At 65.9% G+C, this 25,182-nt stretch carries 26 protein-coding genes and 1 other RNA gene; 13 read left to right on the forward strand and 14 right to left on the reverse strand.

All coding sequences use genetic code 11. The features are described from left to right. From KXD96_RS10435 to KXD96_RS10460, 6 genes are all read right to left on the reverse strand, one after another. A complete protein-coding gene (locus KXD96_RS10435; RefSeq protein ID WP_260744493.1) occupies window positions 1-1,128 on the reverse strand; it encodes a PPE family protein in 1,128 nt (375 codons plus the stop codon). Between the two features lie 57 nt (window positions 1,129-1,185). Next, the gene (locus KXD96_RS10440; protein ID WP_260744494.1) at window positions 1,186-2,304 is read right to left on the reverse strand and encodes a PPE family protein; all 1,119 of its coding nucleotides are present in this window, start codon (window positions 2,302-2,304) and stop codon (window positions 1,186-1,188) included. Between the two features lie 256 nt (window positions 2,305-2,560). Further along, a complete protein-coding gene (locus tag KXD96_RS10445; protein WP_260744495.1) occupies window positions 2,561-3,358 on the reverse strand; it encodes a slipin family protein in 798 nt (265 codons plus the stop codon). Further along, window positions 3,355-3,981 carry a hypothetical protein gene (locus KXD96_RS10450; protein WP_260744496.1) on the reverse strand — a complete coding sequence of 209 codons (627 nt, stop codon included), beginning with the start codon at window positions 3,979-3,981 and terminating at the stop codon, window positions 3,355-3,357. Before KXD96_RS10450 ends, KXD96_RS10445 begins: the two co-directional genes overlap by 4 nt. A gap of 3 nt (window positions 3,982-3,984) precedes the next feature. Then, entirely contained in the window at window positions 3,985-6,309 is a 2,325-nt protein-coding gene (locus tag KXD96_RS10455; RefSeq protein WP_260744497.1) for a nitric-oxide reductase large subunit, read from the reverse strand. Window positions 6,310-6,520: 211 nt separating this feature from the next. After that, window positions 6,521-7,888 (reverse strand): FAD-dependent oxidoreductase, encoded by a 1,368-nt coding sequence (locus KXD96_RS10460; RefSeq protein ID WP_260744498.1) that lies wholly within the window; start codon window positions 7,886-7,888, stop codon window positions 6,521-6,523. Between the two features lie 162 nt (window positions 7,889-8,050). On the opposite strand from KXD96_RS10460, the gene prfB reads away from it, so the two are divergent. From prfB to ssrA, 9 genes are all read left to right on the forward strand, one after another. Beyond that, window positions 8,051-9,157, forward strand: coding sequence for a peptide chain release factor 2 (gene prfB / locus KXD96_RS10465; protein WP_260744499.1), 1,107 nt, complete (start codon window positions 8,051-8,053; stop codon window positions 9,155-9,157). After that, complete coding sequence (locus tag KXD96_RS10470) at window positions 9,147-10,142, forward strand: mechanosensitive ion channel family protein (protein ID WP_260744500.1); 996 nt, start codon at window positions 9,147-9,149, stop codon at window positions 10,140-10,142. The genes prfB and KXD96_RS10470 overlap by 11 nt, the downstream gene beginning before the upstream one ends. Next, window positions 10,139-10,621: a hypothetical protein gene (locus KXD96_RS10475; RefSeq protein ID WP_260744501.1), complete on the forward strand. Its 483-nt coding sequence runs from the start codon at window positions 10,139-10,141 to the stop codon at window positions 10,619-10,621. The genes KXD96_RS10470 and KXD96_RS10475 overlap by 4 nt, the downstream gene beginning before the upstream one ends. A 43-nt stretch (window positions 10,622-10,664) precedes the next feature. Continuing rightward, window positions 10,665-11,354: a cell division ATP-binding protein FtsE gene (gene ftsE / locus KXD96_RS10480; protein ID WP_260745309.1), complete on the forward strand. Its 690-nt coding sequence runs from the start codon at window positions 10,665-10,667 to the stop codon at window positions 11,352-11,354. Next, entirely contained in the window at window positions 11,355-12,248 is an 894-nt protein-coding gene (ftsX, locus tag KXD96_RS10485; protein ID WP_260744502.1) for a permease-like cell division protein FtsX, read from the forward strand. Between the two features lie 2 nt (window positions 12,249-12,250). Next, the gene (gene smpB, locus KXD96_RS10490; protein WP_260744503.1) at window positions 12,251-12,760 is read left to right on the forward strand and encodes an SsrA-binding protein SmpB; all 510 of its coding nucleotides are present in this window, start codon (window positions 12,251-12,253) and stop codon (window positions 12,758-12,760) included. Window positions 12,761-12,813: 53 nt separating this feature from the next. Continuing rightward, window positions 12,814-13,602, forward strand: a complete 789-nt coding sequence (locus tag KXD96_RS10495; RefSeq protein WP_260744504.1) for a DMT family transporter — start codon at window positions 12,814-12,816, stop codon at window positions 13,600-13,602. Between the two features lie 44 nt (window positions 13,603-13,646). Next, the gene (locus KXD96_RS10500) at window positions 13,647-14,492 is read left to right on the forward strand and encodes a maleylpyruvate isomerase family mycothiol-dependent enzyme (protein ID WP_260744505.1); all 846 of its coding nucleotides are present in this window, start codon (window positions 13,647-13,649) and stop codon (window positions 14,490-14,492) included. Between the two features lie 90 nt (window positions 14,493-14,582). Next, window positions 14,583-14,950, forward strand: a transfer-messenger RNA (tmRNA) gene (gene ssrA, locus KXD96_RS10505). A gap of 117 nt (window positions 14,951-15,067) precedes the next feature. Here the strand turns inward: ssrA and KXD96_RS10510 are convergent. The 4 genes from KXD96_RS10510 to KXD96_RS10525 all read right to left on the reverse strand — a co-directional run bounded on the left by KXD96_RS10510 (window position 15,068) and on the right by KXD96_RS10525 (window position 17,683). After that, window positions 15,068-15,367: a hypothetical protein gene (locus tag KXD96_RS10510; protein ID WP_260744506.1), complete on the reverse strand. Its 300-nt coding sequence runs from the start codon at window positions 15,365-15,367 to the stop codon at window positions 15,068-15,070. Between the two features lie 63 nt (window positions 15,368-15,430). Then, a complete protein-coding gene (locus tag KXD96_RS10515; RefSeq protein WP_260744507.1) occupies window positions 15,431-15,721 on the reverse strand; it encodes a hypothetical protein in 291 nt (96 codons plus the stop codon). Between the two features lie 48 nt (window positions 15,722-15,769). Then, complete coding sequence (locus tag KXD96_RS10520; RefSeq protein ID WP_260745310.1) at window positions 15,770-16,972, reverse strand: patatin-like phospholipase family protein; 1,203 nt, start codon at window positions 16,970-16,972, stop codon at window positions 15,770-15,772. Window positions 16,973-17,482: 510 nt separating this feature from the next. Continuing rightward, window positions 17,483-17,683 carry a cold-shock protein gene (locus KXD96_RS10525; RefSeq protein WP_260744508.1) on the reverse strand — a complete coding sequence of 67 codons (201 nt, stop codon included), beginning with the start codon at window positions 17,681-17,683 and terminating at the stop codon, window positions 17,483-17,485. A gap of 292 nt (window positions 17,684-17,975) precedes the next feature. Between KXD96_RS10525 and KXD96_RS10530 the strand changes: the two genes are divergently transcribed. The 3 genes from KXD96_RS10530 (at window position 17,976) to KXD96_RS10540 (ending at window position 19,598) form a co-directional block, all read left to right on the forward strand. Beyond that, entirely contained in the window at window positions 17,976-18,194 is a 219-nt protein-coding gene (locus tag KXD96_RS10530; protein ID WP_260744509.1) for a hypothetical protein, read from the forward strand. Window positions 18,195-18,374: 180 nt separating this feature from the next. Next, window positions 18,375-18,569 (forward strand): hypothetical protein, encoded by a 195-nt coding sequence (locus tag KXD96_RS10535; RefSeq protein ID WP_260744510.1) that lies wholly within the window; start codon window positions 18,375-18,377, stop codon window positions 18,567-18,569. Window positions 18,570-18,866: 297 nt separating this feature from the next. After that, window positions 18,867-19,598 (forward strand): class I SAM-dependent methyltransferase, encoded by a 732-nt coding sequence (locus KXD96_RS10540; protein ID WP_260744511.1) that lies wholly within the window; start codon window positions 18,867-18,869, stop codon window positions 19,596-19,598. Here the strand turns inward: KXD96_RS10540 and KXD96_RS10545 are convergent, their stop codons facing one another. From KXD96_RS10545 to KXD96_RS10555, 3 genes are all read right to left on the reverse strand, one after another. Next, window positions 19,599-20,798, reverse strand: coding sequence for a glycosyltransferase (locus KXD96_RS10545; RefSeq protein ID WP_260744512.1), 1,200 nt, complete (start codon window positions 20,796-20,798; stop codon window positions 19,599-19,601). It abuts the gene before it with no gap. 46 nt (window positions 20,799-20,844) lie between these two features. Then, entirely contained in the window at window positions 20,845-21,780 is a 936-nt protein-coding gene (locus tag KXD96_RS10550; RefSeq protein ID WP_313901633.1) for a UDP-glucuronic acid decarboxylase family protein, read from the reverse strand. Between the two features lie 229 nt (window positions 21,781-22,009). Further along, window positions 22,010-22,516: a peptidoglycan recognition family protein gene (locus KXD96_RS10555; protein ID WP_260744514.1), complete on the reverse strand. Its 507-nt coding sequence runs from the start codon at window positions 22,514-22,516 to the stop codon at window positions 22,010-22,012. A gap of 344 nt (window positions 22,517-22,860) precedes the next feature. On the opposite strand from KXD96_RS10555, the gene KXD96_RS10560 reads away from it, so the two are divergent. Next, window positions 22,861-24,411 (forward strand): serine hydrolase, encoded by a 1,551-nt coding sequence (locus tag KXD96_RS10560; protein WP_260744515.1) that lies wholly within the window; start codon window positions 22,861-22,863, stop codon window positions 24,409-24,411. Here the strand turns inward: KXD96_RS10560 and KXD96_RS10565 are convergent. Further along, window positions 24,408-25,118 (reverse strand): M15 family metallopeptidase, encoded by a 711-nt coding sequence (locus KXD96_RS10565; RefSeq protein WP_260744516.1) that lies wholly within the window; start codon window positions 25,116-25,118, stop codon window positions 24,408-24,410. The genes KXD96_RS10560 and KXD96_RS10565 overlap by 4 nt on opposite strands. Window positions 25,119-25,182 lie beyond the last annotated feature (64 nt).

The following is a 25,182-nucleotide window of genomic DNA, read 5'->3' on the forward strand; positions in this document are numbered from 1 at the left end:
TCACCCGGCGGCGGGCGGGCGCGCCATCACCGTGATGCGGACGCCGTAGCGCGGGACGACGCCCGACGCCCGCGAAACGGTGCCCCCCGGCAGGCCCGGCGCGCCGGGCACCGCGGTCGGCGATCCGGCCAACTCGTCGCCTCCGGGGAGGGTGGGCAGGCCGCCGCCCGGCAATGCCGTGACCGAACCGCCCGCGGGCGCGGTCCAACCGGCCGGCACCGACATCGACCCGATCGTTCCGGCGCGGGCGAGCGTCGCGGTGATGTTGCCCAGGCCCGCACCGCCGCCAAGGCTCGGCGCACCGCTCAGCGGAGGCGCCGGCGCCGCCTCGATCGCCGAGGCCGGCAACATGCCCAGGTCGTGTTCGGCCTGAATGATTCCGGCGGGCATCGCCTCCATCTTCCACATGCCGTTCAGGGAAGTGCCGACCGCGAGGATGGCGTTGAGGACGGTGAAGTCGCTGGGCAGGATCGACGGTCCAGCGGCCGCCGCCGTCTGCGCCGGAAGGGTTGGTGCCGCGGCGATGACCTGAGTCACCGGGCTGGCGCCGGCGCCGTTGACCGCCTGGGCTACCGCGTCGGTCTGCGCGGTCAGGCCTGCCGGGTCCGTCGTGCGGCGCGGCGGGGAGAACGGCCTCAACCGTGTGGCCAGCGCCGAATTGGCCGCGTAGCCATACATCGCTGCGGCGTCCTGCGCCCAGTACTCCGCGTACTCCGCCTCGGTGGCCGCGATGGCCGCGGTGTTCTGGCCGAAGAAGTTCGTCGCCACCAGCACCGCCAGCCGGACGCGGTTGGCGGTGACGTCCGCGGGCGGCACCGTCATCGCATACGCCAGCTCGTAGGCCGCGGCGGCCGCGCGGGCCTGCATCGCCGCCTGCGTCGCCTGCTCGGCGGTTGTCTGCAGCCAATGCATATAGGGCGCGGCGGTGGCCGACATCGACTGTGCGGCGGGCCCACGCCAGTATGAGCCGGTGAGGCCGGACAGCACCGATTCATAGGTCTGCGCCGTGGTGTCCAATTCGGCGGCCAGCGAATCCCAGCTCCCCGCGGCAGCCAGAAGTGACCCCGAACCCGGGCCGCAGTACATCCGGGCGGAGTTGATCTCTGGCGGCAGAAACGCGAAATCCATTGCGGTGCAGCGTATTGAACAGCGGACCGAAGAGACGGTCCGCGGCCTGGCGACCGGTCAGCCGGCCGCCGGCGGGCGCGGCATCACCGTGAGCCGGACGCCGTACCGGGGCGGGACGCCTATGCCCGCGGAGCGCGCGGCCGCACCACCCGGCATCCCTGGGTAACCGGGGTAGCCCGCCGCGACGGCCTCGTCGGTCGTTCCCGGGAGCAGGGTCATGCCGGCGGGCTCGAAGGCCGTGACGTGGCTGGTCGACGGTGCTGCCCAGCTGGCCGGCACGGACATCGGTCCGATGGTCCCGGCGCGGGACAGGGTGGCGCTGATGTTGCCCAGACCGACGCCACCGCCGACTTGGGGCGCCGCGGTCAGCGCCGGGGCCAGTGCGGTGGGCGCCGCGGCCGCCGCCTTGGGCAACATGCCCAGATTGTTCTCCGCCCCAATGATTCCCGAGGTGAACGCCTCCATGTAGTAGGTGCCGTTGAGCGCGGTGTTGGTCGCCTGGATGGCGTCGAGGATGGTGAAATCGCTGGGCACGACCGCCGGATCGGTCGCCGCCGCGGTGACCGGCTGATTCGCCGTAATCTGCGGGTTAGCGGTGAGGGCGCTATTGACCGCCCGGGTGACCGAGGCGTTCTGAGCGGCCAGCCCGGAGGAGTTGGTGGACTGATTCGGGGAGAAGTAGCGCGGCAGCTGCGTCGCCGCCCCCGAGGAGGCGGCGTAGCCGGACATAGCGGTGGCGTCCTGGGCCCAATAGTCGGCGTACTGCGCCTCGGTGGTCGCGATCGCCCCGGTGTTCTGGCCCAACACATTCGTCGCCACCAGCGACGCCAGCAGTGTGCGGTTGGCCGTGATCGCCGGTGGGGGCACCGTCATCGCGAATGCCTGCTCGTAGGCCGCCGCAGCGGCCCTGGCCTGCAAGGCCGTTTGCTTGGTCTGCTCGGCGGTGGCCAGCAGCCAGCCGACATAGTGGGCGGCCGAGGCCGCCATGGCCTCCGCTGCCGGGCCGCGCCACTGCAAGTCGAGGCCCGAAAGCACCGACTCATACGACTCGGCCGTGGTGGCCAGGTCGGCCGATAGCGAGTCCCAGCTCCCCGCGGCGGCCAGCAGTGAGCCGGAGCCTGGGCCGGCGTACATCCGGGTGGAGTTGATTTCGGGCGGGAGAAATGCGTAATCCATTGTCTTACCTCGTCGTAGGTCGATGTAGGAGATGAGCCGCTCGGTGTCGGCGCTGCGTTGAATCCAAAAGAGTGCGCATCCGGCGCGCGCGGGAGAAGCGAAACCTACGGGGCTGCTGGCGGGGCATGCGCGCGCGGCGCGCGGGACGGCCCGTGGTCGGGGTGCGTCCCGAAACCGACAAGGCGCATGCCCCCGAGTATCGCGTTCCGAGTGGCGTCCGGGGCGCGGTTGGAGTGAATTGCCGGGGCGGCGGTAATCAGCCTCGGTTGTTGAAATTGTCGACGACGCCCTGTAGTACCTCGGGGTGCCGCAAGAACGGCGTGATGATGTCGACCGGCAACGGGAAGACGACGGTCGAATTCTGGTCCGCCCCTAATTCCAAGAGCGTTTGGAGATAACGCAACTGCAGCGAGGCGGGGCTCTTCGAGAGCGTCTCCGCCGCCTCGCGCAGCTCTTCGGAGGCCTGCAATTCCCCGCGGGCGTTGATGACTTTCGCGCGGCGTTCGCGCTCGGCTTCGGCCTCGCGGGCCATGGCCCGCTGCATCGACTCGGGAATTTCGACGTCTTTGATCTCCACGACGCGGACCTGAACGCCCCAGGGTTCGGTCTGCTTTTCGATGATCGTGCGCAGATCGCTGTTGAGGTCCTCCCGGTGCGCCAGCAGGGTGTCCAAGTCGGCCCGGCCGAGCAGCGAACGCAGCGTCGTCTGGGCGATCTGAGAAGTGGCCACCGCGTAGTTCTCCACCGCCAGAATGGCTTTCAGCGGCTCCATCACCTGGAACATGACGACGGCGTTGACCCGAGCCGGCACGTTGTCGCGGGTGATCACTTCCTGCGGGGGGATGGTCAGCGTCACCAGCCGCTGGTCGACACGAATCATCTTGTCCACGAAGGGGAGAAGGAAGCGCAGTCCGGGACCGTACAGCGGGCGCACGTGTCCCATCCGGAAGACGACGCCGCGTTCGTACTCGCGCAGCACTGCCAGCGACCACGTCGCAAGCACGGCGGCCGCGACGATCGCGGCGATGACCGCGACGATCACAACGGTGGTCATGTCGTCTTGCCCTCCTTGCTGTCCCAGCTGCCCCAGCGAGTGGAAAACCTGTCTATCGCCGCGGCGGCCTGATCCTCCAGGGCGGTGCGGTGCGGCAGGTGCTGCGGTGCGTTGGACGGGGTGTTCCACAGGTGGCGGACCAGTGGCAGGCCGAGCAGCGCGACAACTCCGATGGTGCCCGTCAAGACCAACACCTCGGCGCCCGAGTGGTTGGCGACCAAGGTTGCCAATGGCAGCACGATTCCGAACGCGGCCACGCAGCAGGCGATCCCGCGGTGAAACCGCCCGGCGTCCGAATGCGGCCAGGGGTCCACCTCGCGGCTGATCTCCCGGCCGTGATCGGATGTCGTGCAGCTGGATTTGACGGGGCAGCTGTTGCACACCACCGGTTGGGCGCGGTATCGCATGACCCGGTGCCGCGGGTCGAACGACGTCGGCCAGAGCCAATGGTCCTGTGGACACACCCAGGCGTCATGGTCGGGCCGGTAGGTGAATTGGCCTGTGCGCCAACGGGCCGCGCGCGCCGACGCCCGTCGGGCCATCGAGTCGAAACTCCAGCCGATGGCCAGCAGCGCCAGGGAGTACCCGGCAATCAGCCACACGGACGTAGCCGGTTGAGTCACCGGTCACTCCCTTGCCGACACTGCCGCGCCGCTCTCCGGCTCGGTGGGGGACTGAGTGTACAGCGGATGTTCGGGCAACTCTTGAACGGTTGAACCCGCGCGGAAATGCCGCAAGGCGGTCCAGGCGATCCAGACGAAGGGCAAGACGCCGCCGACGATCAGGATGAGGTCGCCCGGCATCCGTAGCCATTCGATCACCGCATTGCCGGGTTTGGTGATGTAGCCCAGCGAGCGCGCCTCGAAGTAGCCGTCGTTGACCGAGTGGTAGAGCTGCAGAACGCCCAGCGGCAGCAGGGTGACGAACACCATCCATGCCAAACCGATGTTCATGCACCAGAACGAGATTCGTGCAAGCTTCTCGGGCCACTTGTCGGCCGGGATGATGTACCGGAACGCGAACATGGCCAGGCCGACCGCGAGCATGCCGTAGACGCCCATCATCGCGCCGTGCGCGTGGTTGGCCGTCAGCGCGGTGCCGATCTGGTAGTAGGACACGATCGGCAGGTTGATCAGGAAGCCGAAGATCCCGGCGCCCAGGAAGTTCCAGAAGCCCACCGCGACCAGGAACATCACCGCCCAGCGATGGGGGAAGGGGTTGGCGTCGCCGGACTGCTGGCGCGCGCCTAATTGCAGGAACGCCCACGCCTCGACGGTCAGGAAGGTCAGCGGGATGACCTCGGCGGCCGAGAAGAACGCGCCCAGCGCCATGTGTTCCACCGGCGTGCCCGAGAAGTACAGGTGGTGCATGGTGCCGATCACGCCGCCCGCGGAGTACAGGATGACGTCGAGGAAGATCACGCCCAGCGCGATCCGTTCGCGCACCACACCGAGTAGCACGAACATGTACGCCACCATCACGGTGGTGAACAGTTCGAGGAAGTCCTCCACCCACAGGTGCACGACCCAGAACCGCCAGAATTCGGCAACGGTGTAATGGGTTCCGCTGCTGGCCAACAGCCCGACGGTGTAGAACGCCGGGATCGCCAGCCCGGAGAAGAAGAACAACCAGGGCATGTTCATCTTCGACTCGCCCTTGAGCCGGGCGCGCATGCCCCGGAAGATGATCGCGATCCACACGAACATGCCGATGATCAGCAGGATCTGAAACAGCCGCGGCAGGTCCAGGTACTCCCACTGCTGGGACAGCAGCCCGTGCGGGATCACCCCGTAGATGGACAGCGCCTCGCAAATCAGCGAGCCGAACACCACCACCGCGACCGCGCCCAGCAACACGTAGGCCAGCACACCCTGACGGCGCGGCTCGCGGCGGGCGATGAACGGCACCAGGAAGATGCCGCCGGCCAGGAAAGCCGCCGCGGTCCAGAACAGCGCCAGTTGCACATGCCACGTGCGGGCCAGGTTGTACGGCAGCACCCGGGCCAGATCCAGGCCGAAGAAGGTCGACAGGTCGGCCCGATAATGCTCGGCCGCCGCGCCCAGCAGCGTCTGCGCCAGGAACAGCACCGACACGATCGCGAAGAACCACACACAGGCGCGCTGCGCCGGCGTCAGGCTCACCTCGCCGGGCTGACGGAACGACAGCGTGGAGGTCTCGGCGCTGTGCCAGCCGACCTTCTGGCTCCAGCGGCCGTAGACCGCGAACATGGCGCCGATGCCACCGAGCAACGCGATCAGCGACAGCGCGGACCACACGATCACCGGGGCGGTGGGACCGTTGTCGACCCGCGGCTCGGCCGGCCAGTTATTGGTGTAGGTGTACTTGTGCCCGGGGCGTTCGGCCGCGCCTGCCCAGGCCGTCCACGCGAAGAACGCCGTCAGGTCGTGGATCTGCGCCTTGTCGGTGATGGCCTGCGGTAGCAGGCCGTATTTGGTCGAGTTCTCGCCGAAGTAGCCGGCGTAGTGGCTTTGGATGCGGTCGAACGCCGCGGCCTGCCGCGCGGTAAAGACCAACGTCTTGGTGTCGGGGTTGTAGCGGTTGGTGCGGAATTCGGTGACCACCCGATCGCGCGGATCGGTCACACCCTGCGCCCTCAGTTGGTCGGCGACGTCCTGCGTGGCCATCCGCAGGTATTCGGCGGTGTAGTCGGGTCCCAGGTATGCGCCGTGCCCCAGCACCGAGCCGTATTCCATGAGGCCCCGAGCCTGGTAGAGCTCCTGTCCCCGGGTGATGTCGTCGCCGGTGAACAGCAGCTGGCCGGACTCGCTGACGACCTTGTCCGGCATGGGCATCGACGCCGAGTACGTCCGGTAGGCCAGGATGCCCATGACCAGGAAGCCGAAGATCATCACCAGCGCGACGCCCTGGATCCACCCTTTGCCCACCAAGGGCCGGGAGGATTCCCGCTGAGCGGTCGGTTGAGTGGCCATATGCGAGTCTCCCGTCTTCGCCAGTTTGCGCGTCGCCTGTGGGCCCAGTGGCATCTATATCCGACCAATGCGTCTGCGGGAGAGGCTTTCCCGTCACGACGTGGTGGCTGAGTGACCGAAAGCTCCCCCGCCTACACCTCAGCAGAGGAAACCGCGATGAGCAATAGCCATCCAGCTCCGGTGGGGCCGTACGCGCTGGTGGGGCAGTCGATCAGCCGTGGCTGATCCGCAGCAGCTCGGTCACGTTGGGCAGTTTGACGCGGGGGCGACCGAGCGCCTCACCGGCGGCGCGCTCATGACGGTCGATGAGCTTCCAGTGCGCGGAGGTAACCAGCTTGGGCTGGCGTGAGGCGAGCCAGGCGGCCAGCTTGTCGGCATGGTCGTCGGGGAAGTCCGCGAGACCGCTTTCTGTCGCCCGGTCCAGATCGGCGAGCAGGGTGTCGACGGTGTCCTGGGAGTCCTTCTTATTGGTACCGATCACGCCCGTCGGCCCGCGCTTGATCCAACCGACGACGTATTCGTTGCGGCTGCCCTCCACCCGGCCCGCGGTGTTTGGGATCGTCGCGGTCTGGTCGTCGAACGGCAGGCCAGGAGTGGGCACGCCGCGGTAGCCGACCGACCGTACCACCAGCTGAACGGGCAGCTCCTCGCGCTCGCCGGTGTCCTTGGCGGACACCCGCCCGTTGTCGTCGGTGACCAGTTCGTTGCGGCCCAGCACGATGCTTTGCACTTTGCCGTCGCCCTTGATCTCGATCGGTGAAGTCATGAACCGGAAAACGATTCGACGATGGCCGGGCCGCGGCGCGCGCGCGGCGTAATCGCGCAACACTTTGATGTTCAGCTTCGTCGTCTTGCCGGCCGCGTCCGCGTCCTCCTCGGTGATGCCCTCCAGCTGGGCCGGATCGACGATCACGTCGACGCCTTCCAGGTCGGCCAGCTCCCGCAACTCCAGCGTGGTGAAAGCGGTCTGCAGCGGCCCGCGTCGCCCGATGATCACCACTTCCTCGACACCGCAGGGCCGCAGCGACTCCAAGGCGTGGTCGGCGATGTCGGTGCGTGCGAGCTCATCGGGATCGGTCACCAGGATGCGGGCGACGTCGAGGGCGACGTTGCCGTTGCCGACGACCACCGCCCGGGCGCCCGAGAGGTCCGGCGCGCTTTCTTGGAAGTGCGGATGCGCGTTGTACCAGCCCACGAATTCGACGGCCGCCATGCTGCCGGGCAGGTCCTCGCCGGGAATCTTCAACGCGCGGTCGGACTGCGCCCCGACGGCATAGACGACGGCGTCGTAGCGTTCGGCCAGCTCGCCGGGTTGCACGTGTTCGCCGACCACCACGTTGCCGAAGAACCTGAAGCGGGGGTCTTCGGCGGTCTTCTCGAACTGCTTGCTGATCGACTTGATTTTGGGGTGGTCGGGGGCGACGCCGGATCGCACCAACCCCCACGGGGTCGGCAGCATTTCCAGCATGTCGACGGCCATATCCATGTCGTCCGCCGCGTCGGCCGCCTTGAGCAGGGACGACGCGGCGAAGTACCCGGACGGTCCGGAGCCGACGATTGCAACGTGGTATGGGCGCATACTCGACCTTCTACTGGTGCCCGGTTAGCGCGCGGGGGCTGTGGGCGCGCGGCGCGGGGTGCACGTGATCGTGACTCGATGCTAAACGCATGACCGCTGGTCGTGGCTTGCGCACTCGCCGGGAGCCGAGGCGCCTTCAGATGCCCGGTAACGTTGTTCGCTGTGGAACCCGACCGTCAAGCCGACATCGCCGCCCTTGACTCCACCCTGACCACGGTGGAGCGGGTGCTCGATGTGGACGGTCTGCGCAGCCGCATCGAGAAGCTCGAACATGAGGCGTCCGACCCCCAATTGTGGGACGACCAGGCCCGCGCGCAGCGGGTGACCAGTGAGTTGTCTCACGCTCAGGGGGAGCTGCGCCGGATCGAGGAGTTGCGGCGCCGCCTCGACGACCTGCCCGTGCTCTACGAGCTGGCGGCCGAGGAGGGTTCCGCCGACGCGCTCGCCGAGGCGGACGCGGAACTGAAGGCGCTGCGCGCCGATATAGAGGCCACCGAGGTGCGCACCCTGCTCTCGGGCGAGTACGACGAGCGTGAGGCGCTGGTCACCATTCGGTCGGGCGCCGGTGGGGTGGACGCCGCGGACTGGGCCGAGATGCTGATGCGGATGTACATCCGGTGGGCCGAGCAGCACAAGTACCCCGTCGAGGTGTTCGACACCTCTTACGCGGAGGAGGCGGGCATCAAGAGCGCGACGTTCGCGGTGCACGCTCCGTTCGCCTACGGCACGTTATCCGTCGAGCAGGGCACGCATCGGTTGGTGCGGATCAGCCCGTTCGACAACCAGAGTCGACGCCAGACGTCGTTCGCCGAAGTCGAGGTCCTTCCCGTGGTGGACACGACCGATCACATCGATATCCCGGAAGGCGATGTGCGCGTTGACGTTTACCGCTCCAGCGGGCCCGGCGGCCAATCGGTGAACACCACCGACTCGGCGGTGCGTTTAACCCACATCCCAACGGGTATCGTCGTGACTTGCCAGAACGAAAAATCGCAACTGCAGAACAAGATCTCGGCGATGCGCGTGCTTCAGGCAAAGTTGTTGGAGCGCAAGCGTTCCGAAGAACGCGCGGAGCTGGACGCGCTGAAAGGCGAAGGCGGCAGTTCGTGGGGCAACCAGATGCGCTCCTACGTACTGCACCCGTATCAGATGGTCAAGGATCTGCGGACGGAGTACGAGGTCGGCAACCCGGCGGCCGTCCTGGACGGAGACATCGACGGGTTCTTGGAAGCGGGAATCCGGTGGCGCAACCGAAAAGATGACGACTAACTCAACCCTTCTTGCCTCGATCGCCTCGACGAAGGCGCTGGGCTGGCACGACTTCTGGCGCGGGGACGTGGGGCAATGGATCATCACCCGCGGTCTGCGGATCGTCATGGTGCTGATCGTGGCGGTGCTGGCGGCCCGGTTCGTCAACTGGGTGGCGCAGCAGGTGACCCGCCAGCTCAACCTGGGCTTCACCGAGAGTGACGCGCTGGTGCGTTCGGAAGCCTCCAAGCACCGCCAGGCCATGGCGTCGGTGATCTCCTGGGTGTCGGTGGTGCTCATCGGCATCTGGGTGATGATGCAGATCGCCGACGTGCTGCAGTTCTCGGTGGGCGGATTGGTCGCGCCGGCCACCGTGGTCGGCGCCGCGTTGGGTTTCGGCGCGCAGCAGTTGGTCAGAGACCTGCTGTCCGGGTTCTTCATCCTGGCGGAGCGGCAGTACGGCTTCGGGGACCTGGTCACCCTGACCGTCGTTGCGGCGACCGAGGCCAGCGGCACCGTCGAGAACGTGACGTTGCGAGTGACCCGGCTGCGCTCACCGGACGGCGAGGTGTTGACCATCCCCAACGGGCAGATCGTCAAGGTGGTCAACCAGTCCAAGGATTGGGCCCGCGCGGTGGTGGACATCCCGGTGTCGACGAGCGCCGACCTGAACCGGGTCAACGAGGTCTTGCACCAGGAATGCGACCGCGCCATGGACAACCCGCTGCTGGGTGAATTGCTGTTGGATGCGCCCACCGTGATGGGCGTGGAGAGCATCGAAGTCGACACCGTCACCCTGCGCCTGGTGGCCCGCACCCTGCCCGGCAAGCAGTTCGAGGCCGGCCGGCAGCTGCGTGTCCTGGTGATCCGGGCGCTGGCCCGCGTGGGCATCGTGACCGCGGCGGACGCCACGGTGGGCTTGGTGGAAGACCCGGCCGTGCCGGCCGCCCAGGCCTCCGAGGAGCGAATCGACGACGACGTCCAAGGCGCGGTGCAGAAGCGTTGAAATTCACCCTGAGCATCTTCGAGAAGCGCAGCGAGGACTCGGATGCGAATGCAGACCGTCGCTGGCCGCGCTACATGTTCGGCGGGCGAGTCCGCACGTCGACCGTCGTGTTGATCATCGCGTTCTTCGCCGTGTGGTGGGTCTACGACACCTACCGCCCGGAACCGGCGGCCAAGCCACCGCCGCAGCAGGTGGTGCCACCGGGTTTCGTGCCCGACCCCAACTACACCTGGGTGCCACGCAGCCGCCTGCAGCAGCCGCCGGCCACCGTCACGTTCACGCCGACCCCGACGAGCACGCCGCCCCCACCGCCGCCGCCGGTGACGACGACGACAACCCCGCCGGGGCAGCTGCCGCAGCTGCCGTGCCTGCTGCCGCCGCCCTTCTGCCCGCCCAGCACGAGCCCGCCCACGCCGTCGCCTCAGCTACCCCAGCCGGGGCCCGGCCCGGAGCCCAGTCCACCGCCGCCAGCCAGTTGACTTGGCTTGCCAGCGAAATTCACGGCTACACTGGCGTGCCGTGATGATCACCCTGGACCATGTCAGCAAAAAGTACAAAGCGTCGGCCCGTCCGGCGTTGGAGGACGTCAACGTCAAAATCGACAAGGGTGAATTCGTCTTCCTGATCGGCCCGTCGGGCTCGGGCAAGTCGACGTTCATGCGCCTGCTGCTCGGCGAGGAGAACCCGACCACCGGCGACATCCGGGTGTCGAAGTTCCACGTCAACAAGCTGCGCGGGCGTCACATACCGAAGCTGCGTCAGGTGATCGGAACCGTCTTCCAGGACTTTCGTCTGCTGCAGCAGAAGACCGTGTACGAAAACGTCGCCTTCGCGCTGGAGGTGATCGGCAGACGGAGGGACGCGATCAACCGGGTGGTGCCCGAGGTGCTGGAAACGGTCGGCCTGTCGGGCAAGGCGAACCGGCTGCCCCACGAGTTGTCCGGTGGCGAGCAGCAACGCGTGGCGATCGCCCGGGCCTACGTCAACCGGCCCCTGGTTCTGCTGGCCGACGAGCCGACTGGCAATCTCGACCCGGACACCAGTAAGGACATCATGGATTTGTTGGAGCGGATCAACCGCACGGGGACGACGGTGGTGATGGCGACGCACGACCATCACATCGTCGACTCGATGCGTCAGCGCGTCGTGGAGCTCTCGCAGGGGCGGTTGGTTCGGGACGAGCAGCGCGGCATCTATGGGATGGACCGCTAAGTGCGCTTTGGCTTCCTGTTCAACGAGGTCCTGACCGGCCTTCGTCGCAACGTGACGATGACCGCGGCCATGATCCTCACCACGGCCATCTCCATCGGCCTGTTCGGTGGCGGTCTGCTGGTGGTCCGGTTGGCCGACAACTCGCGGGAGATCTATCTCGACCGCGTCGAGACGCAGGTGTTCCTCACCGACGACATCTCCGCCAACGACGCGACGTGCGCGTCCGGGCCGTGTAAAGCGTTGCGGGACAAGATCGATGCACGACAGGACGTCAAATCGGTGCGCTTCGTCAACCGGCAGGACGCCTACAACGACGCGATGAAGAAGTTCCCCGAGTTCAAGGACGTGGCGGGCAAGGAGTCGTTTCCCGCGTCGTTCATCGTCAAGCTGAACAATCCCGAACAGCACGCGGAGTTCGACGCCGCGATGCAGGGCCAGCCCGGTGTGCGCAGCCTCCTCAACGAAAAGGATTTGATCGACCGGCTGTTCGCCGTTCTGGACGGTTTGCGGGACGCCGCGTTCGCCGTCGCCCTGGTGCAGGCCGTCGGGGCGATCTTGCTGATTGCCAACATGGTCCAAGTCGCGGCGTATACACGTCGCACCGAAATCGGGATCATGCGGTCGGTCGGCGCCAGCCGCTGGTACACCCAGCTGCCCTTCTTGGTGGAGGCGATGCTGGCCGCGGCCATCGGTGTGGTTATCGCGATCGTCGGGCTGACCCTGGTGCGGGCCTGGTTCCTGGACAACGCGCTGAGCCAGTTCTACCAAGCTCATTTGATCGCGAAGGTCGACTATGCCGACATCCTCTACATCTCGCCGTGGTTGTTCCTGCTCGGTGTGGCGATGGCCGGCCTGACCGCCTACGCCACGTTGCGCATCTACATACGGCGGTAGCTATGGCAAAGGATCCCGGCCGGGCCAAGGGGGCGGGCGGCAAGCGCGGCGGCAAACAGATTGTGGCCACCAATCGCAAAGCACGGCACAACTATTCGATCCTCGAGGAATTCGAGGCCGGGGTGGCTTTGCAGGGCACCGAGGTGAAAAGCCTGCGCGAGGGGCATGCTTCCCTGGCCGACGCTTTCGCAACCGTGGACGACGGCGAAGTGTGGTTGCGCAACTTGTACATTCCCGAGTACCAGCACGGTAGCTGGACCAACCATGAGCCTCGTCGCAATCGAAAGTTGTTGTTACATAGGGCACAAATCGACCGCCTGGTCGGCAAGATACGAGATGGTAACCTCGCGCTGGTGCCGATGTCTCTGTATTTCTCCGAAGGAAAGGTGAAGGTCGAGCTCGCGTTGGCGCGCGGCAAGCGAGCGCACGACAAACGCCAGGACATGGCCCGCCGCGATGCCCAGCGCGAAGTGGTCCGTGAGTTGGGTCGCCGAGCCAAGGGCATGAACTGATCGGGGCCGCTTACGCCGAGCTGTCGGCCGTCACGTACGGCGTCAGCGACTTTGTGGGCGGTGTAGCCGCTCGACGGGTGGCCGCGCTGCGCGTGATGCTGGTGGTGTACCCGATCGAGGCGATCTTGCTGGGCGCGCTGGCCTTCGCCGTGGGCGGGCCGATTTCGCGCGGTGCCGTCTTCTGGGGCTGCCTCTACGGCGTCGGGATGGCCGTCGGCATGTGGGCGTTCTTCGCCGCGCTGGGTGCGGGGCCGATTTCGGTGGTCTCACCGCTGGCGGCCGTGCTGAACGCGGCCGTGCCGGTCGCGGTGGGAGTGGCACTCGGGGAGCGGCCGGGGCCGGGGGCCTCGGTGGGCGTCGTACTGGCTCTCGTCGCGGTCATGCTGGTGAGCCGAGAGGCCACCGCCGAGGGAGTCACGCCGTACCGATTTACGCCCAAGGTGGCCTGGCTCACGCTGGTGGCCGGCTCGGCGATGGGGCTGAACCTGGTGTTTCTCCATCAGGCGCCGCACGCGTGCAAACTGTGGCCGCTGGTGTTCGCCCGGCTCTCGGCCACCGTGGTGATCTTCGTGATGGCCGCCGTCAGCGACAACTTGCGCGCGCCGCGCGGGAAGCCACTGACGCTGGCGTGGGCCGTGGCGTTGCTGGACATCTGCGCCAACGTGACCATGCTGCTGGCACTGCAGACGTGGCTGCTTTCGCTGGCCAGCATCCTGATCTCGCTCTACCCGGCGGCAACCGTCGTGCTGGCGATGTTGGTGCTGCGCGAGCGGCTGAGCCGCTGGCAGGGGTTCGGCATGGTGATGACCATGGGCTCCGTGGCGATGATCGCCGCCAGCTGACGGCCGCGTGCCGGTCCGGCGGCCGACCGGCCTACTATCCGACCATGGCCGATCGCCCCGTCACCAAGCTGGACAAGTCCCAGGTCCTCGCCGGTCTGTTCGCGGTGTGGGACGACATCAGCGCGCTGCTCGACGGGTTGCCGGAAGCGGACTGGGAGGCGGCCAGTCCGCTGCCGGGCTGGGACGTCAAGGCGCTGGTGGCGCACATGATCGGTACCGAGTCTTTCCTCGCCGGCATCCCGGCGCCCCAGCCCGACGTCGACGTCTCGGCGCTCGAGCACGTCCGGAACGACATCGGCGTGATGAACGAGTGCTGGGTGCGTCATCTGCGCGCGGAAACCGGCGCCGACCTGCTCAAACGGTTCAGGGTCGGCACCGATGACCGGCGCAAGGCGCTGACCGGCATGTCCGCCGAGGAGTGGGACGCGGTGGCGCTGACGCCGGTGGGCCCGGAGAGCTACGGGCGTTTCATGCGGGTCCGGGTGTTCGACTGCTGGATGCATGAGCAGGACATCCGCGAGGCGCTGCGACGGCCGTCGTCCGATGATCAGCTTGTCTCGCCGGCGTCCGAACTGTCCCTCGACGAGATAACCGGTTCGATGGGTTTCGTGGTGGGCAAGCGGGCCAAAGCGCCCGAGGGATCGCGGGTCTTGTTCGAGCTGACCGGCCCGCTTTCCCGCAGCATCCGCGTCAGCGTCGACGGCCGGGCCCAAGTGGTGGACGACTTCGGCGGCCTGGAGCCCACGGCAACGATCCGGCTGGACGGCTTGCAGTTCACCAGGCTCGCAGGTGGACGGCCGTTGTGCCCCGCACGGTCGCAGGACATCGAACTCGGCGGGGATAAGGAAGTGGGCGCCCAGGTCGTCGAGCATCTGAACTTCGTGATCTGATCGCAGCGCCCGTCCGGAACATAACTTCGTTGCCGCGTGTTGATAGCGGCGTACCATTGATTGTCCTGCCGAAATTCGGCGGGGGTGCGAGGGGCTGAACGGCTTCGACTTCGCGCATCGAATCAAGGGAAGCGTGCCGGTGCAGGCAAGAGACCACCGTAAGCGTCGTTGCAACCAGATAAGCGCCGATTCACATCAGCGCGACTACGCTCTCGCTGCCTAAGCGACAGCTAGTCCGTCAGACCGGGAAAGCCCTCGACCCGGAGCCTGGCGTCAGCTAGAGGGATCCACCGATGAGTTCGGTCGCGGGACTCATCGGGACACCAACAGCGACTGGGATCGTCATCCTGGCTGGTTCGCGTGACCGGGAGATCCGAGCAGAGGCACAGCGAACTGCGCACGGAGAAGTCTTGAGGGAATGCCGTAGGACCCGGGTTCGATTCCCGGCAGCTCCACCAGAAAACCGCAGGTCGCAGAACCTAAATCTGCCAGACATCGGAGCGATTCAAGATTCCGGGTATAAGCTGCCCGGTCCGTGGCTTCGATCGCACCCGCCAGCGCAAGGACGGCAGCGCCTACACCAGCGTTCCGTACGTCCATAACGGCAAACAACCCTCGTCTTCTTCAACGACCGCGGTGAGGCGCTGAAGTTCCAGGCTGTCTGCAACCGGCTCGGCCCAGCCGAGGCTCTGAAGGTCTGGAAGACCACCGCACCCGGTAACGCCGTCAAGAGCTACGTCGATGAGGATCCGGACGTGCTTTCTGGTGTCGGAGAAGAAGACCGTGCCGGAGTACCGGTGATACATGGCCTGTGACAAAGAGCGGGTGATCAGCCGTATCCCGCTATCGACGCTGAGCCGGACCGACATCAGCAAGTGGGGACGAATACCAGTTGCTGAAGGCCTTCTTGGCGGGGCTGACGTCCCTCAGTTTCCGGCTCAGTGCTCGAAGGTGACCGTTTCGTCTTGCCGGTACTCGTGAGAAATGTTCACCACAGCGATGCCAATCGTGAGCTGCGTTTCATTGGGTAAGTGGTGGATCGCCTGCAGCGGGCCGCTGACGTGAACGTTCCACTGCGTGTGTGTCGATTTGTACCTCGCGACCCTATCCAGGTCCGACGCGTTCAGTTCAGCGATCTTCTTTGTCTCCATGAGCCACGAGCCTGCCAGGTTGGCCTCGGTGTCAGGCCGGATTTCACCATGAACGCTCCAGCGGGGAATGATCCACAAGTCGGGACGCAAGTTCGGTAGGCGCACCGAGCTCGGCTGCGACCCGGATCACTCGCCTTGCCAGCGTACTTCGCCAGTTGGGAGTCCTTTGAACAATGCTTGTGCGTCGCGCTGGCCCAGTTCGATGGATGCCTCAATGAAATCCTGATCGAAGTACAGGAAGCTGAGCACGTCGCCGCGGCGCGGGCCGTCGCCCTCGAGGAGGTGTCCCATCGCGTCGAGCTCGAGCTGGCGTAGCCTGTGAAAGACATCGCCGGAATGTGTGCGGTGACTGTGGAGAATGTCGGTTGCCAAGTGTCCCAGTGTTTCTCGGTACTTTGGACCGACGAATAGGTATGGGACCTTCCTGCGCAAACGGCCGGTCGCCGTCACTTCCTTGCCTGACACCAGGGCGTTGACCTTAGCCAGCGTTCGCAGGTCCTCGACCATGCGGTCGACGAGGACGATGTCCAGCAGCTGGACGAGGATGTCGTCCACATCAGGAGGAAGGGGGGCAGGTTTGGGCGTCGCCGTGTTGTCGCGGATGGGATGCGTGGGGACGACAACCAAGCAATCCACGTCCAGCGACAGCGCCGGTTTCAGCGGTGTGTTGAGCCGCAACCCGCCATCGAGGAACCAGCCCGCTGAGCCCGATGGTTTCTGCACCCGAACAGCCGGGAACACGACCGGGATGGCCGAGGAGGCGAGCACATGCTCGGGTTGCATGTGCACCCCGACGTAGTCGATCGGCCGGTCGTCGTCACTGGGCGGCACCGGCACGCCGTCTTCGCGGTCGACGAAGACAACGGAGCGGTTGTCATCGCCAGATGTGGCCACGACGGCCAGTGTGAGCTTTTTCTCGATGATGTTCTGGCGAAGTCTTCTGATGTCGATCGAGTTCTCCGCCTTGCGCCGCAACGGCGCGGTGTCAAGCAGGTGAGTGAATCGCACACCGGGCACTCGCAGGAGTTGACCCACCAAATGTGCGGCCACGCAAGGGAAGCCGAGAACCGGCGAGCGGTACACGTCGGCGACAGAGATGCTGCGCCACAAGTCCAGGACGCGACCAGCTTGTTCGGCCGGCGGGCAATGGGCGTATGCCGCGAACAGGGTCGCGTTGATCGCGCCCGCGCTGGTGCCGATGTACACCGTCGGCTCGTAACCAGCGGTACGCAGCTGCGGAACCAGAACCGACAGCGCGCCCGCTTCGTATCCGCCACGCGCACCCGCACCCGCCACGACGACCGCGACCCGCTTTCGCTCGGTGGTCATCACCGCCGAATCCTATCGTTTCGGCATATGCCGGTGTCGCGGTTTCGCTGGCAGCATTGACTGACGTTTCGCCCAGGGTCAATCGCCGAGCACATCCCGCAGACGTTCGTAGTCGACGCCGACGATTCCTGAACGCGCGATAGGCGTTCAGCGAAGAGCGGGGCATGGTTTCCCAGCCCCGTGTGGTGGATGTCGATGAGGGACAAGCGTTTTCGAGATTGACCTCCCACTGGGGAAACGCTTGAGGGGTCGACTGAACAAGCGTGCTTTAGGGGCCCTTGCGAATTGTCTCGTGCGGGATAGCCCCGGCGGCGTCGCCTCGATCGCTGAGTGATGGCGCCGGACGCAGTGCAAAGAAAAGCCCCAGTCTCGCCGCGGAGTTCTATCCACCGCCGCCGGTGGCGACCGCAGCCAGCGCCCAGAAACGGCTTGGAAAAACGACTAAGCAGGAGACCCGTACCCGCGGTTAGTACGCACGCGGGTACGGCTCCATTCATCCCGTGCCGACGGTCAGAGTGCCCGCACGCGGCTGGCCTGCGGGCCCTTGGCGCCCTGGGTGACCTCGAACTCCACCTGTTGGTTCTCCTCGAGGCTACGGAAGCCGTTGCCGTCGATCTCGGAGTAGTGCACGAAGACGTCCGGGCCGTCGGTGCGCGCGATGAAGCCGAAGCCTTTTTCGGCGTTGAACCACTTCACAGTTCCCTGTGTCATTGTTTCCCCTTGTCAGGATTCCGGGCCGCACTCTGCGGTCCGGTGAGCGGTCGAGCAGACGACTGCTTCTCGGCTTGCCCTGCAAGGAGAAAAGAGATGCCCGCACCAAGGTTCTGGGCGAGCGTGCATGAAACACGAACACTTAAAACTTCGACCTGCCACTACAACGATCTACTGATGAATTTGTTCCTGGCTATACGTCCGGGGCGGCGACACCGTCGTGGTGTGGACGTGAGACCAGCTGGGCCCCAATCTGCTCCATATTTATGAGCCTGGGAGTAGGTTGACTCAAGTGAGCGCCAGTGGTCCCTTTCCCGACGATCTCCCTCTCGCCGATGCTCTCGAGCAGCAGCGGCCCGCAGCTGAGGCCGCCGACCTGGAAACCGTCGACCCCGAGGAGCGCGTTCCGATCGAAAACGGCGATACGCCGCTGGAAACCAATGTGGCGGACTGGCAGGAGCAGCACCAGGTCGTCGAAACTCATGACGAAAACGAGGTCCGTGAAGAGTGAGGTAACGGCGAGGGCCGCCCGATGGCTACTGCGTTGCCCAACTCAACGGCGTTCAGGAGGCGAGGCGGGTTAAGGACAAGGCCCTGACCGACCCGTCAGTCTGCCCATGCACGCTTGGTCAGGGCGCCGACGACGCCTCGCTCAGTGGCTAAGTGCTGGCCGCCCCGTAGGCTTTCCGCTGTGGGGTTCAAGGTCTATGGGTACAAGTCCGAACCGTTCGACGAGTTTGGCGACGGAGACAGGTACAAGGTCATCGAAGGCGGCGCACTCGAGATTTGGCACGAGGACGGGTCGAAGCTGACCATCAGCCCGACACGCTGGGGTTGGGTGGAGGAAGATGCGCCCGACCCGAGGACACGGCCCGCGCACGCATGAGCCGCTCCGACCCAGTCGCCGCATTCGCTGAACTCCGCCGGTGACCGTCAGGATCGCGTCGACCCGGTTGCGCAGAAGCGCCGGACGTCGACTCCGCCCGCCGCCAGCAGATCGTCAACGCGGCGGTTGAACCGTCGCCACGATACGGGCGTGATGCCGCGGGAAGTCTTAATCGCCTTGCCAGTACTAGTGTTTGTAGGCGGCGCGGTGACGATCACCCCGCAGCACTGAGCTGCAGCTCTTGCAAATCGCCAGCGGCGGCCACGGCCCCGAAGGGTTCATGAAGAGGAGCGCGTAATGACGGATGCCGCCTGGACCCTCTACGCCGAGGAGATGCACAACGTCGATGGCTGGTTCTTCGAGGCCGATGTCTCGCTATTCACCAAGCTGCTCGCCTGCCAGGGGGCCGAAGGCGTCAGGGGCGACATGCTGGAGATCGGCACATATCAAGGCAAGTCCGCCATCTTGATGGGCTACGGCCTCCGCGACGAGGAAGAACTGGTGATCTGCGATCTGTTCGACGCCGTGATGGATCATGCCGACATGTCGTCGACCCCACGCCAGCAGTATTCGGGCCTGAACCAGCAGCAGTTCTTGGCCAATTGGGATCGGTTCCACGCGCGCCGGCCGGTGCTCGAAGTCTGCGAATCATCGGAGCTCGATCTCGGAGAACGGGCGCTCCGTTTCATCCACGTCGACGGCTGTCACAGTTACGGGTGCGTCGCGAAAGACATCAGCCTCGCAGTGGCTCACACGGCCGAACGGGGGGTGATCGCGATAGACGACTACCGAGGGGTCGAAACCCCCGGCGTGGCCGCGGCCGTCTGGCAGGCCGTCGGCAACGGCGTCTTGTTCCCGTTCGCTGCGACGTATATGAAGATCTACGCCTGCGCGTCGGCCGCTGACCGAAGTTACTGGTTGGAGCGGCTGCGGGAGTGCGCCGACATCTGCGCCTTCCCCGACTTCGACTTGCCCTCGTATCGCAGTGTGTCCGCCGCGCAACTTGAGCACTCGATCGCCGAGCCCTGATCACTCCGCGGTGCCCGTCCGCCGATCAGCCAACGGGCCCAGGCGGACCTCCTCCTCCAAGAGATCGGCGGCAGTGGCGGCGCTTTCGGCGGGTGTTCTCATCTGGGCGGCGACCTCACGGGTCCGAGCGACGCACTGCGGAGTGAGGATGGACCGCAGGTCGGTGACCAGCGAGCCCAGGGTGGTTTCGAAGAACGGCCGTCCGATGCCGACTCCCAGTTGGTTGACCGCGGCGGCCCACATCGGCTGATCGACCGAGACGGCAAGCGCCAACGTGGGGATTCCGGCTCGTATGCCCGCGAACGTGGTGCCGGGGCCCCCGTGGTGGACGACCGCGCGGCAAGCCGGAAAGACCTCCGAGTGGTTGACCGCGCTCACGACTTTGACGTGGTCGGAACCCGACATTTCGGTCAGATTACTCACGCCGCTGCAAATCAACGCCCGCTCGCCTAGCTGCGCGCAAGCCGCGCTGATCATCGCGAAAACGTCTGCGGGGGAAGCGACTCGCGCGCTACTGCCAAAGCCGAAGTAGATCGGCGGCGTTCCCGCGGCAATCCACGACGACACCTCGTCGTCGACCGCCGTCGGCAACTCCAACGTCAGCCCGCCAACGAACGGCCGCCGGACGTCGCTTTTCGCCCACTCGGCCGCCAGCCCGGGAAAGAAGAGTTCGTCGTAGGCCTGGATCTCCAGCGGTTGTCGCGCCGAGGGTCCCGTTTCCTTTGGCAGGCCCAGCGCCTCACGTTGAGCGTCTCCGGAGACTCTGGTGATGTGCGCGCCCGTGCTGTCCGGCTCTATCGGGTAGATGCGCAGCGCAGCCGGTGGAATGTCGTGGTACTCGGCAACATTGGCGGCCAAGCCCTGCTCGCTCGCGTCCGTCAGCAGCAGGTCGGCACCATCGGCCAGCGAGGTGAGCGCGTTGCCCAGCTGCGGCCAGAGTTGGGTGAGATCGTTCAAAATCTCCCACATCATGCTGATGGGGTTAGGCGTATCCCCGTATTTACGGGCGATATTCGCGTTCTGCACCGTCTGGTCCGGGCCGTGGGGCACCACGGTCAGCCCCGCCGACTCGACGAAACCGACATAGTTAGGCGGGACCGCCATCAGTACATCGTGACCTCGGTGCTGGAGCTCCCGCCCGATGGCCGCGCATGGCTCGATATCGCCTCGAGTTCCCAAGGACGCCAGTACAAATCTCATCGCCGCAACCGGGGCACGCGATGGTCGTGCTTGTCGACATCAACGATCACTGCGCGGTCCTTTGTGAGCCAGATCCGATGATTCCTCTGAAATACTCGATCGTCCGCGCGGCCCCCTGTTCGAAAGTGACTTCCGGGCGCCAGCCGAGCCTGGACTCGGCGAGGCTGATATCCGGCTGGCGTTTCTTCGGATCGTCCGGAGGCAGATCCCTGAAGACGGTCGCCGAAGCCGATCCGGTCATTTCCCTGATGATGCGTGCGGTCTCGCTGACCGTGACTTCGGCAGTGCTGCCCAGGTTGACGGGTCCGGTGAACGAGGTTTCGCTCGCAGCCATCTTCACCAGCCCGTCGATCAGATCGTCGACGTAGCAGAAGGAACGGGTTTGGCTGCCGTCTCCGAAGACGGTGATCGGTTCCCCTCGCAGCGCCTGGACGATGAACGAGGAGATGATTCGGCCGTCCTCCGGGTCCATCCTGGGGCCGTAGGTGTTGAAGATGCGGACGATCTTGATTCGGACGCCGTCGCGACGCGCGTATTCGAGCATCAGCGTCTCCGCGACGCGCTTACCCTCTTCGTAGCAGCTCCGCAGGCCGAAGCAATTGACGTTGCCCCAGTAGCTCTCGCTTTGGGGATGGATCAAAGGATCCCCGTAGACCTCGCTGGTGGAAGCCTGCAGAATCGTCGCCCCCTTCTCGCGTGCCAGTTCGAGGAGGTTCCTGGTTCCGACGTAGTTGGTCTCCAGGGTGAACAGGGGATCGCGCTGGTAGGTGCGCGGCGACCCGGGGCAAGCCATGTTGAAGATGACGTCCAGCGGGCCTGTCACGGCCGCGCCAACCGGCCGGGTGATGTCGTGCTCGAAGAAGGTAAAGCCGGGGTCTCCCTCGAGCTGCATCATGTTCTCGCGCGCGCCGGTGCAGAAGTTGTCGAGGCCGATGACCTCGATACCGTCGCGTCGAAGACGATCGCACAGGTGGGACCCCAAGAAGCCAGCGGCGCCCGCAACGAGGGCTCTCACCTAATTGTTCTCCTCATTCGGCCCTCGCCGTACTACTCGAAGCCCTCGCCCGATGGCGCTTAGCATCATAGATGTTTCGGCTGTCGAACACGACCGACGTGACACGCTGCCGGACCGAAATGGAACGAACCGGCTCCGTTTTGCATTGATACTTCAGCTCTTTCGGCTCGACCGCCGGGTCGGTGCGCCGGCCATGTCAGTTGCCCGCCTCGATGGCCGCGACTCGTGCGGCCGCATCAGATCCGCAGAAGCGCTGGAGGTCCACTCCGCCCGCGGCCAGCAGATCGTCGATACGGCGTTTGAGGTCACCCGAGGAAAGGTGCGCATACAGGTTTTTGCCCGGACAAGAGGTTTGGGCCAGGTCGCGATGGCCCGCCAACGTGGCGGTCGCTATCCGAAAATTCTGGGCGGCCCATGCGAACGCGCGAGCCGCTCCCTGAAGCTGGGCCTCCGGCACCGCCTCTTGATCAAAGTCTCCTTCGCAGAGGACCAGGAAATGGCCCGTGGTGTCGTAATCCGTCGCGGTGTCGCCCGCGAATTCGGTGCTCCGGAGTTCGTAGATGTTGCCATCGCGGTCGACGCCGACGTGATAGGCGATGTCGATCCACCCGTGCTGATCCTGGTGGTACCGCTGATCCTGTCGGAGATGCCCTGGGGCGTTGCGGTTGTCGCCGAGGACGACGGCCTCGTGGTGGAGGGTCATCCGGGTGATGGTGTGGCGCTTCCCCCCAGGTCGGGCCGGTCGCGCGCCCCAGGCGTCTCGGCATAGCAACAAAGCCGAGGTGGTCGCGGTCAGGTGCAGGCTGGACGTCGACGTTGCGGAAGGAGTCGAAGCTGGCGTGGCGCCGGCGCCGATCAGGGACGCCACGCCCACGCTGCCGGCCACCCCTAACAGCTGCCGGCGGCTGATAGCGGCCGGCCATGCATGGGGCCGGCCCGGCGCAGGTTCACACACCGCCCTCACGATACGGGCGTGCTGCTGGAGCGCGGGCTGCGTTCGGTCCTTGACGCCGCCAAGATCCGAAAACCAAAATCGCAGGTAACGAGATGAGCTCCACAACGAACCCACCAGTTGCCGTACGTTTTCGCGGTGCGATGCGCACCGCCATCGCCGCCGGGACCGCCTTCCTTGCGCTGACCGCGGCTTGCTCGCGTGGCAACGCGGGGCAGGCAGCGCCGGGTGCAAGCACGCAGGCTCCCAAACCGGACGTCGCGACAGTCGTCGAACTGCCCGATCCCGCTCCCGCAATCGATTTCGCACCAATCTCCACGCTGATCAACGATGCGATTGCGGCGGACAAGCTGCCGGGGGCCGTGGTTTTGATCGGTCACGGCGGCAGGATCGCCTTCCACCGGGCCTATGGCTCGCGCAAGCTTACGGGCGAACCCGGGCTGGATGGATCGCCCGCGCCCGCCGAGCCGATGACCGAGGACACGATCTTCGACTTGGCCTCCCTGACGAAGATCCTCGCGACCGCGACGGCCGTCATGCAGCTGTACGAACAAGGCAAGGTGCAGTTCGACGATCCCGTGCAGCGGTACCTTCCGGACTTCAACCCGGCCAATGATCCGCCGCGGGCGAAGGTGACCGTCCGTACGTTGCTCACGCACACCTCAGGGCTGCCGGGGGACGTCAACCTGGGGGATCCGTGGGGACTGGAAGGGGCCGTTCCAGCGGAGGGCATTCATCGTGCGCTCACGACGCCGTTGGAGTCGGGTCCCGGCCAGGGTTTCCGCTACTCGGACATCAATTTCATTCTGCTCGGCGCGCTGGTCGAGAGGGTCACAGGCGACACCCTGGACGTCTACGTGCAGCGACACGTGTTCGAACCGCTCGGCTTGCAAGACACCCGTTACCTTCCGCCGGCCAAAGCGTGCGGTCCCCACACGACGCTCGGGGCCGCGATCGCCTGGGCTCCCGCGCCCACCGGCCGGGGCCCGGACGCTTGCCCTGCGGGCACCTGGAGCACCGGTCTCCTCTCGCGCATCGCACCGACGGCGCGTGACGAAGAGGGCAGGGCCGATCCGAGCAGGAATCCCGATCTCGACCACCTGCTCCGGGGCACCGTTCAGGACACGACGGCGCGACGCATGGGTGGGGTGGCCGGGCATGCGGGCGTGTTCTCGACCGCACGCGATGTCGGTGTCTTCGCGCAGGCCCTGCTCGATCGGCTCGCGGGGCGTCCGAGTGAATTCCCTTTGGAACAAGCGACTTTGCAGTTGATGACCGCCCCCCAGCAACCGGGGCATGCGCCTCAACAGCTCGAAGCGGCGAACGCCGCCACCCGGGCGGCCGTCGCGAAGAGACCGAACGCCAGAGACCCGCTGCTCGCTCCGCGCTATCCGGCGATCGCGGGGCAGAACCTGCGCGGCTTCGGCTGGGATATCGATACGGGCCAGTCCACGGCGCGGGGGATGCTCTTCCCCATCGGAAGCTTCGGCCACACCGGCTTCACCGGAACCTCGTTGTGGATCGATCCGGGCTCAGATACCTATGTAGTTCTGCTCGCGAACTCGATCCACACGCGGGGCAGTCCACCGATGTCGGATCTGCGCGGGGAGGTTGCGACGGCAGCGGCGCGGGCCCTTGGTATCTAGGGCCGCTCGAAGTGTTGATAGTCGAGGGGGGCCGTCCACTCGCCACCCCAGCGCCAGCCACGATCTGTGAAGACGTGCACCGCCGGGTCACCGTGGTGCAGGAGTCCCGGGTCGGTGCGGCTGCGATCCAGGTAGGCCGCCGCATTCTGCGGCTCGAAGTACCCGCTGGCATACAGGCACGGGTTGACAAGCGGGTTGAGGTCGACGGCCCGGCCATAAGCGTGTGGAGACCATTCGGATGTTCCCGGGATGGTTCGGCAGTTGAACGCCGACGTGTTGTTGTCCTCCATCGATAACTCGTCGTCGGCGGCCGGATAGCGTTCGACCGTGCCGATCTTTTCGATGGGGTAGCCCAGCCGGTAGAGCCGGTCGAAGATCGCGATGACCTCCGGCGCCAGGTCCTGATGGACGATCAATGCGCCGCGGTGGGTCTGGCCGTCGAAGCCGAGATGGTTGACCCGGACCCGTCGCAGCTGTGCCGGCTCGACAGGGCAGCCCGGCCGCCAGCTCGCGCCGAGTTCGGCGACGGTGACCGGCTCCACGGCCGGACCCACGGTTGCCCGCGGTGCGTCGGCCGGCGGTGTCGCCGAAACGGACGGTGATGGCGTGTCCGGACGAGGTGGCGGGGGAGCGGTGCACTGCACCAGCACGACAATCGCCGCAAGCATTTCGGCCAGTACGGCACCCCGCCGGTCAATGGGAAGCATTTGGGGCGAGAGGTCCTCGTCTCGTGGGATTTCTCCCCGCCCACAGTAAGCCGAGTTCCGCTCA

This window comes from Mycobacterium sp. SMC-2, from assembly GCF_025263485.1.
Classification (GTDB): Bacteria; Actinomycetota; Actinomycetes; order Mycobacteriales; family Mycobacteriaceae; genus Mycobacterium.

Coding starts and splice junctions, on each gene's coding strand:
- KXD96_RS10435 (WP_260744493.1), bottom strand. CDS start 1,128: ATGGATTTCGCGTTTCTGCCGCCAGAGATCAACTCCGCCCGGATGTAC.
- KXD96_RS10440 (WP_260744494.1), bottom strand. CDS start 2,304: ATGGATTACGCATTTCTCCCGCCCGAAATCAACTCCACCCGGATGTAC.
- KXD96_RS10445 (WP_260744495.1), bottom strand. CDS start 3,358: ATGACCACCGTTGTGATCGTCGCGGTCATCGCCGCGATCGTCGCGGCC.
- KXD96_RS10455 (WP_260744497.1), bottom strand. CDS start 6,309: ATGGCCACTCAACCGACCGCTCAGCGGGAATCCTCCCGGCCCTTGGTG.
- KXD96_RS10460 (WP_260744498.1), bottom strand. CDS start 7,888: ATGCGCCCATACCACGTTGCAATCGTCGGCTCCGGACCGTCCGGGTAC.
- KXD96_RS10470 (WP_260744500.1), top strand. CDS start 9,147: ATGACGACTAACTCAACCCTTCTTGCCTCGATCGCCTCGACGAAGGCG.
- ftsE (WP_260745309.1), top strand. CDS start 10,665: ATGATCACCCTGGACCATGTCAGCAAAAAGTACAAAGCGTCGGCCCGT.
- smpB (WP_260744503.1), top strand. CDS start 12,251: ATGGCAAAGGATCCCGGCCGGGCCAAGGGGGCGGGCGGCAAGCGCGGC.
- KXD96_RS10500 (WP_260744505.1), top strand. CDS start 13,647: ATGGCCGATCGCCCCGTCACCAAGCTGGACAAGTCCCAGGTCCTCGCC.
- KXD96_RS10520 (WP_260745310.1), bottom strand. CDS start 16,972: ATGACCACCGAGCGAAAGCGGGTCGCGGTCGTCGTGGCGGGTGCGGGT.
- KXD96_RS10525 (WP_260744508.1), bottom strand. CDS start 17,683: ATGACACAGGGAACTGTGAAGTGGTTCAACGCCGAAAAAGGCTTCGGC.
- KXD96_RS10540 (WP_260744511.1), top strand. CDS start 18,867: ATGACGGATGCCGCCTGGACCCTCTACGCCGAGGAGATGCACAACGTC.
- KXD96_RS10545 (WP_260744512.1), bottom strand. CDS start 20,798: ATGAGATTTGTACTGGCGTCCTTGGGAACTCGAGGCGATATCGAGCCA.
- KXD96_RS10555 (WP_260744514.1), bottom strand. CDS start 22,516: ATGACCCTCCACCACGAGGCCGTCGTCCTCGGCGACAACCGCAACGCC.
- KXD96_RS10560 (WP_260744515.1), top strand. CDS start 22,861: ATGAGCTCCACAACGAACCCACCAGTTGCCGTACGTTTTCGCGGTGCG.
- KXD96_RS10565 (WP_260744516.1), bottom strand. CDS start 25,118: ATGCTTCCCATTGACCGGCGGGGTGCCGTACTGGCCGAAATGCTTGCG.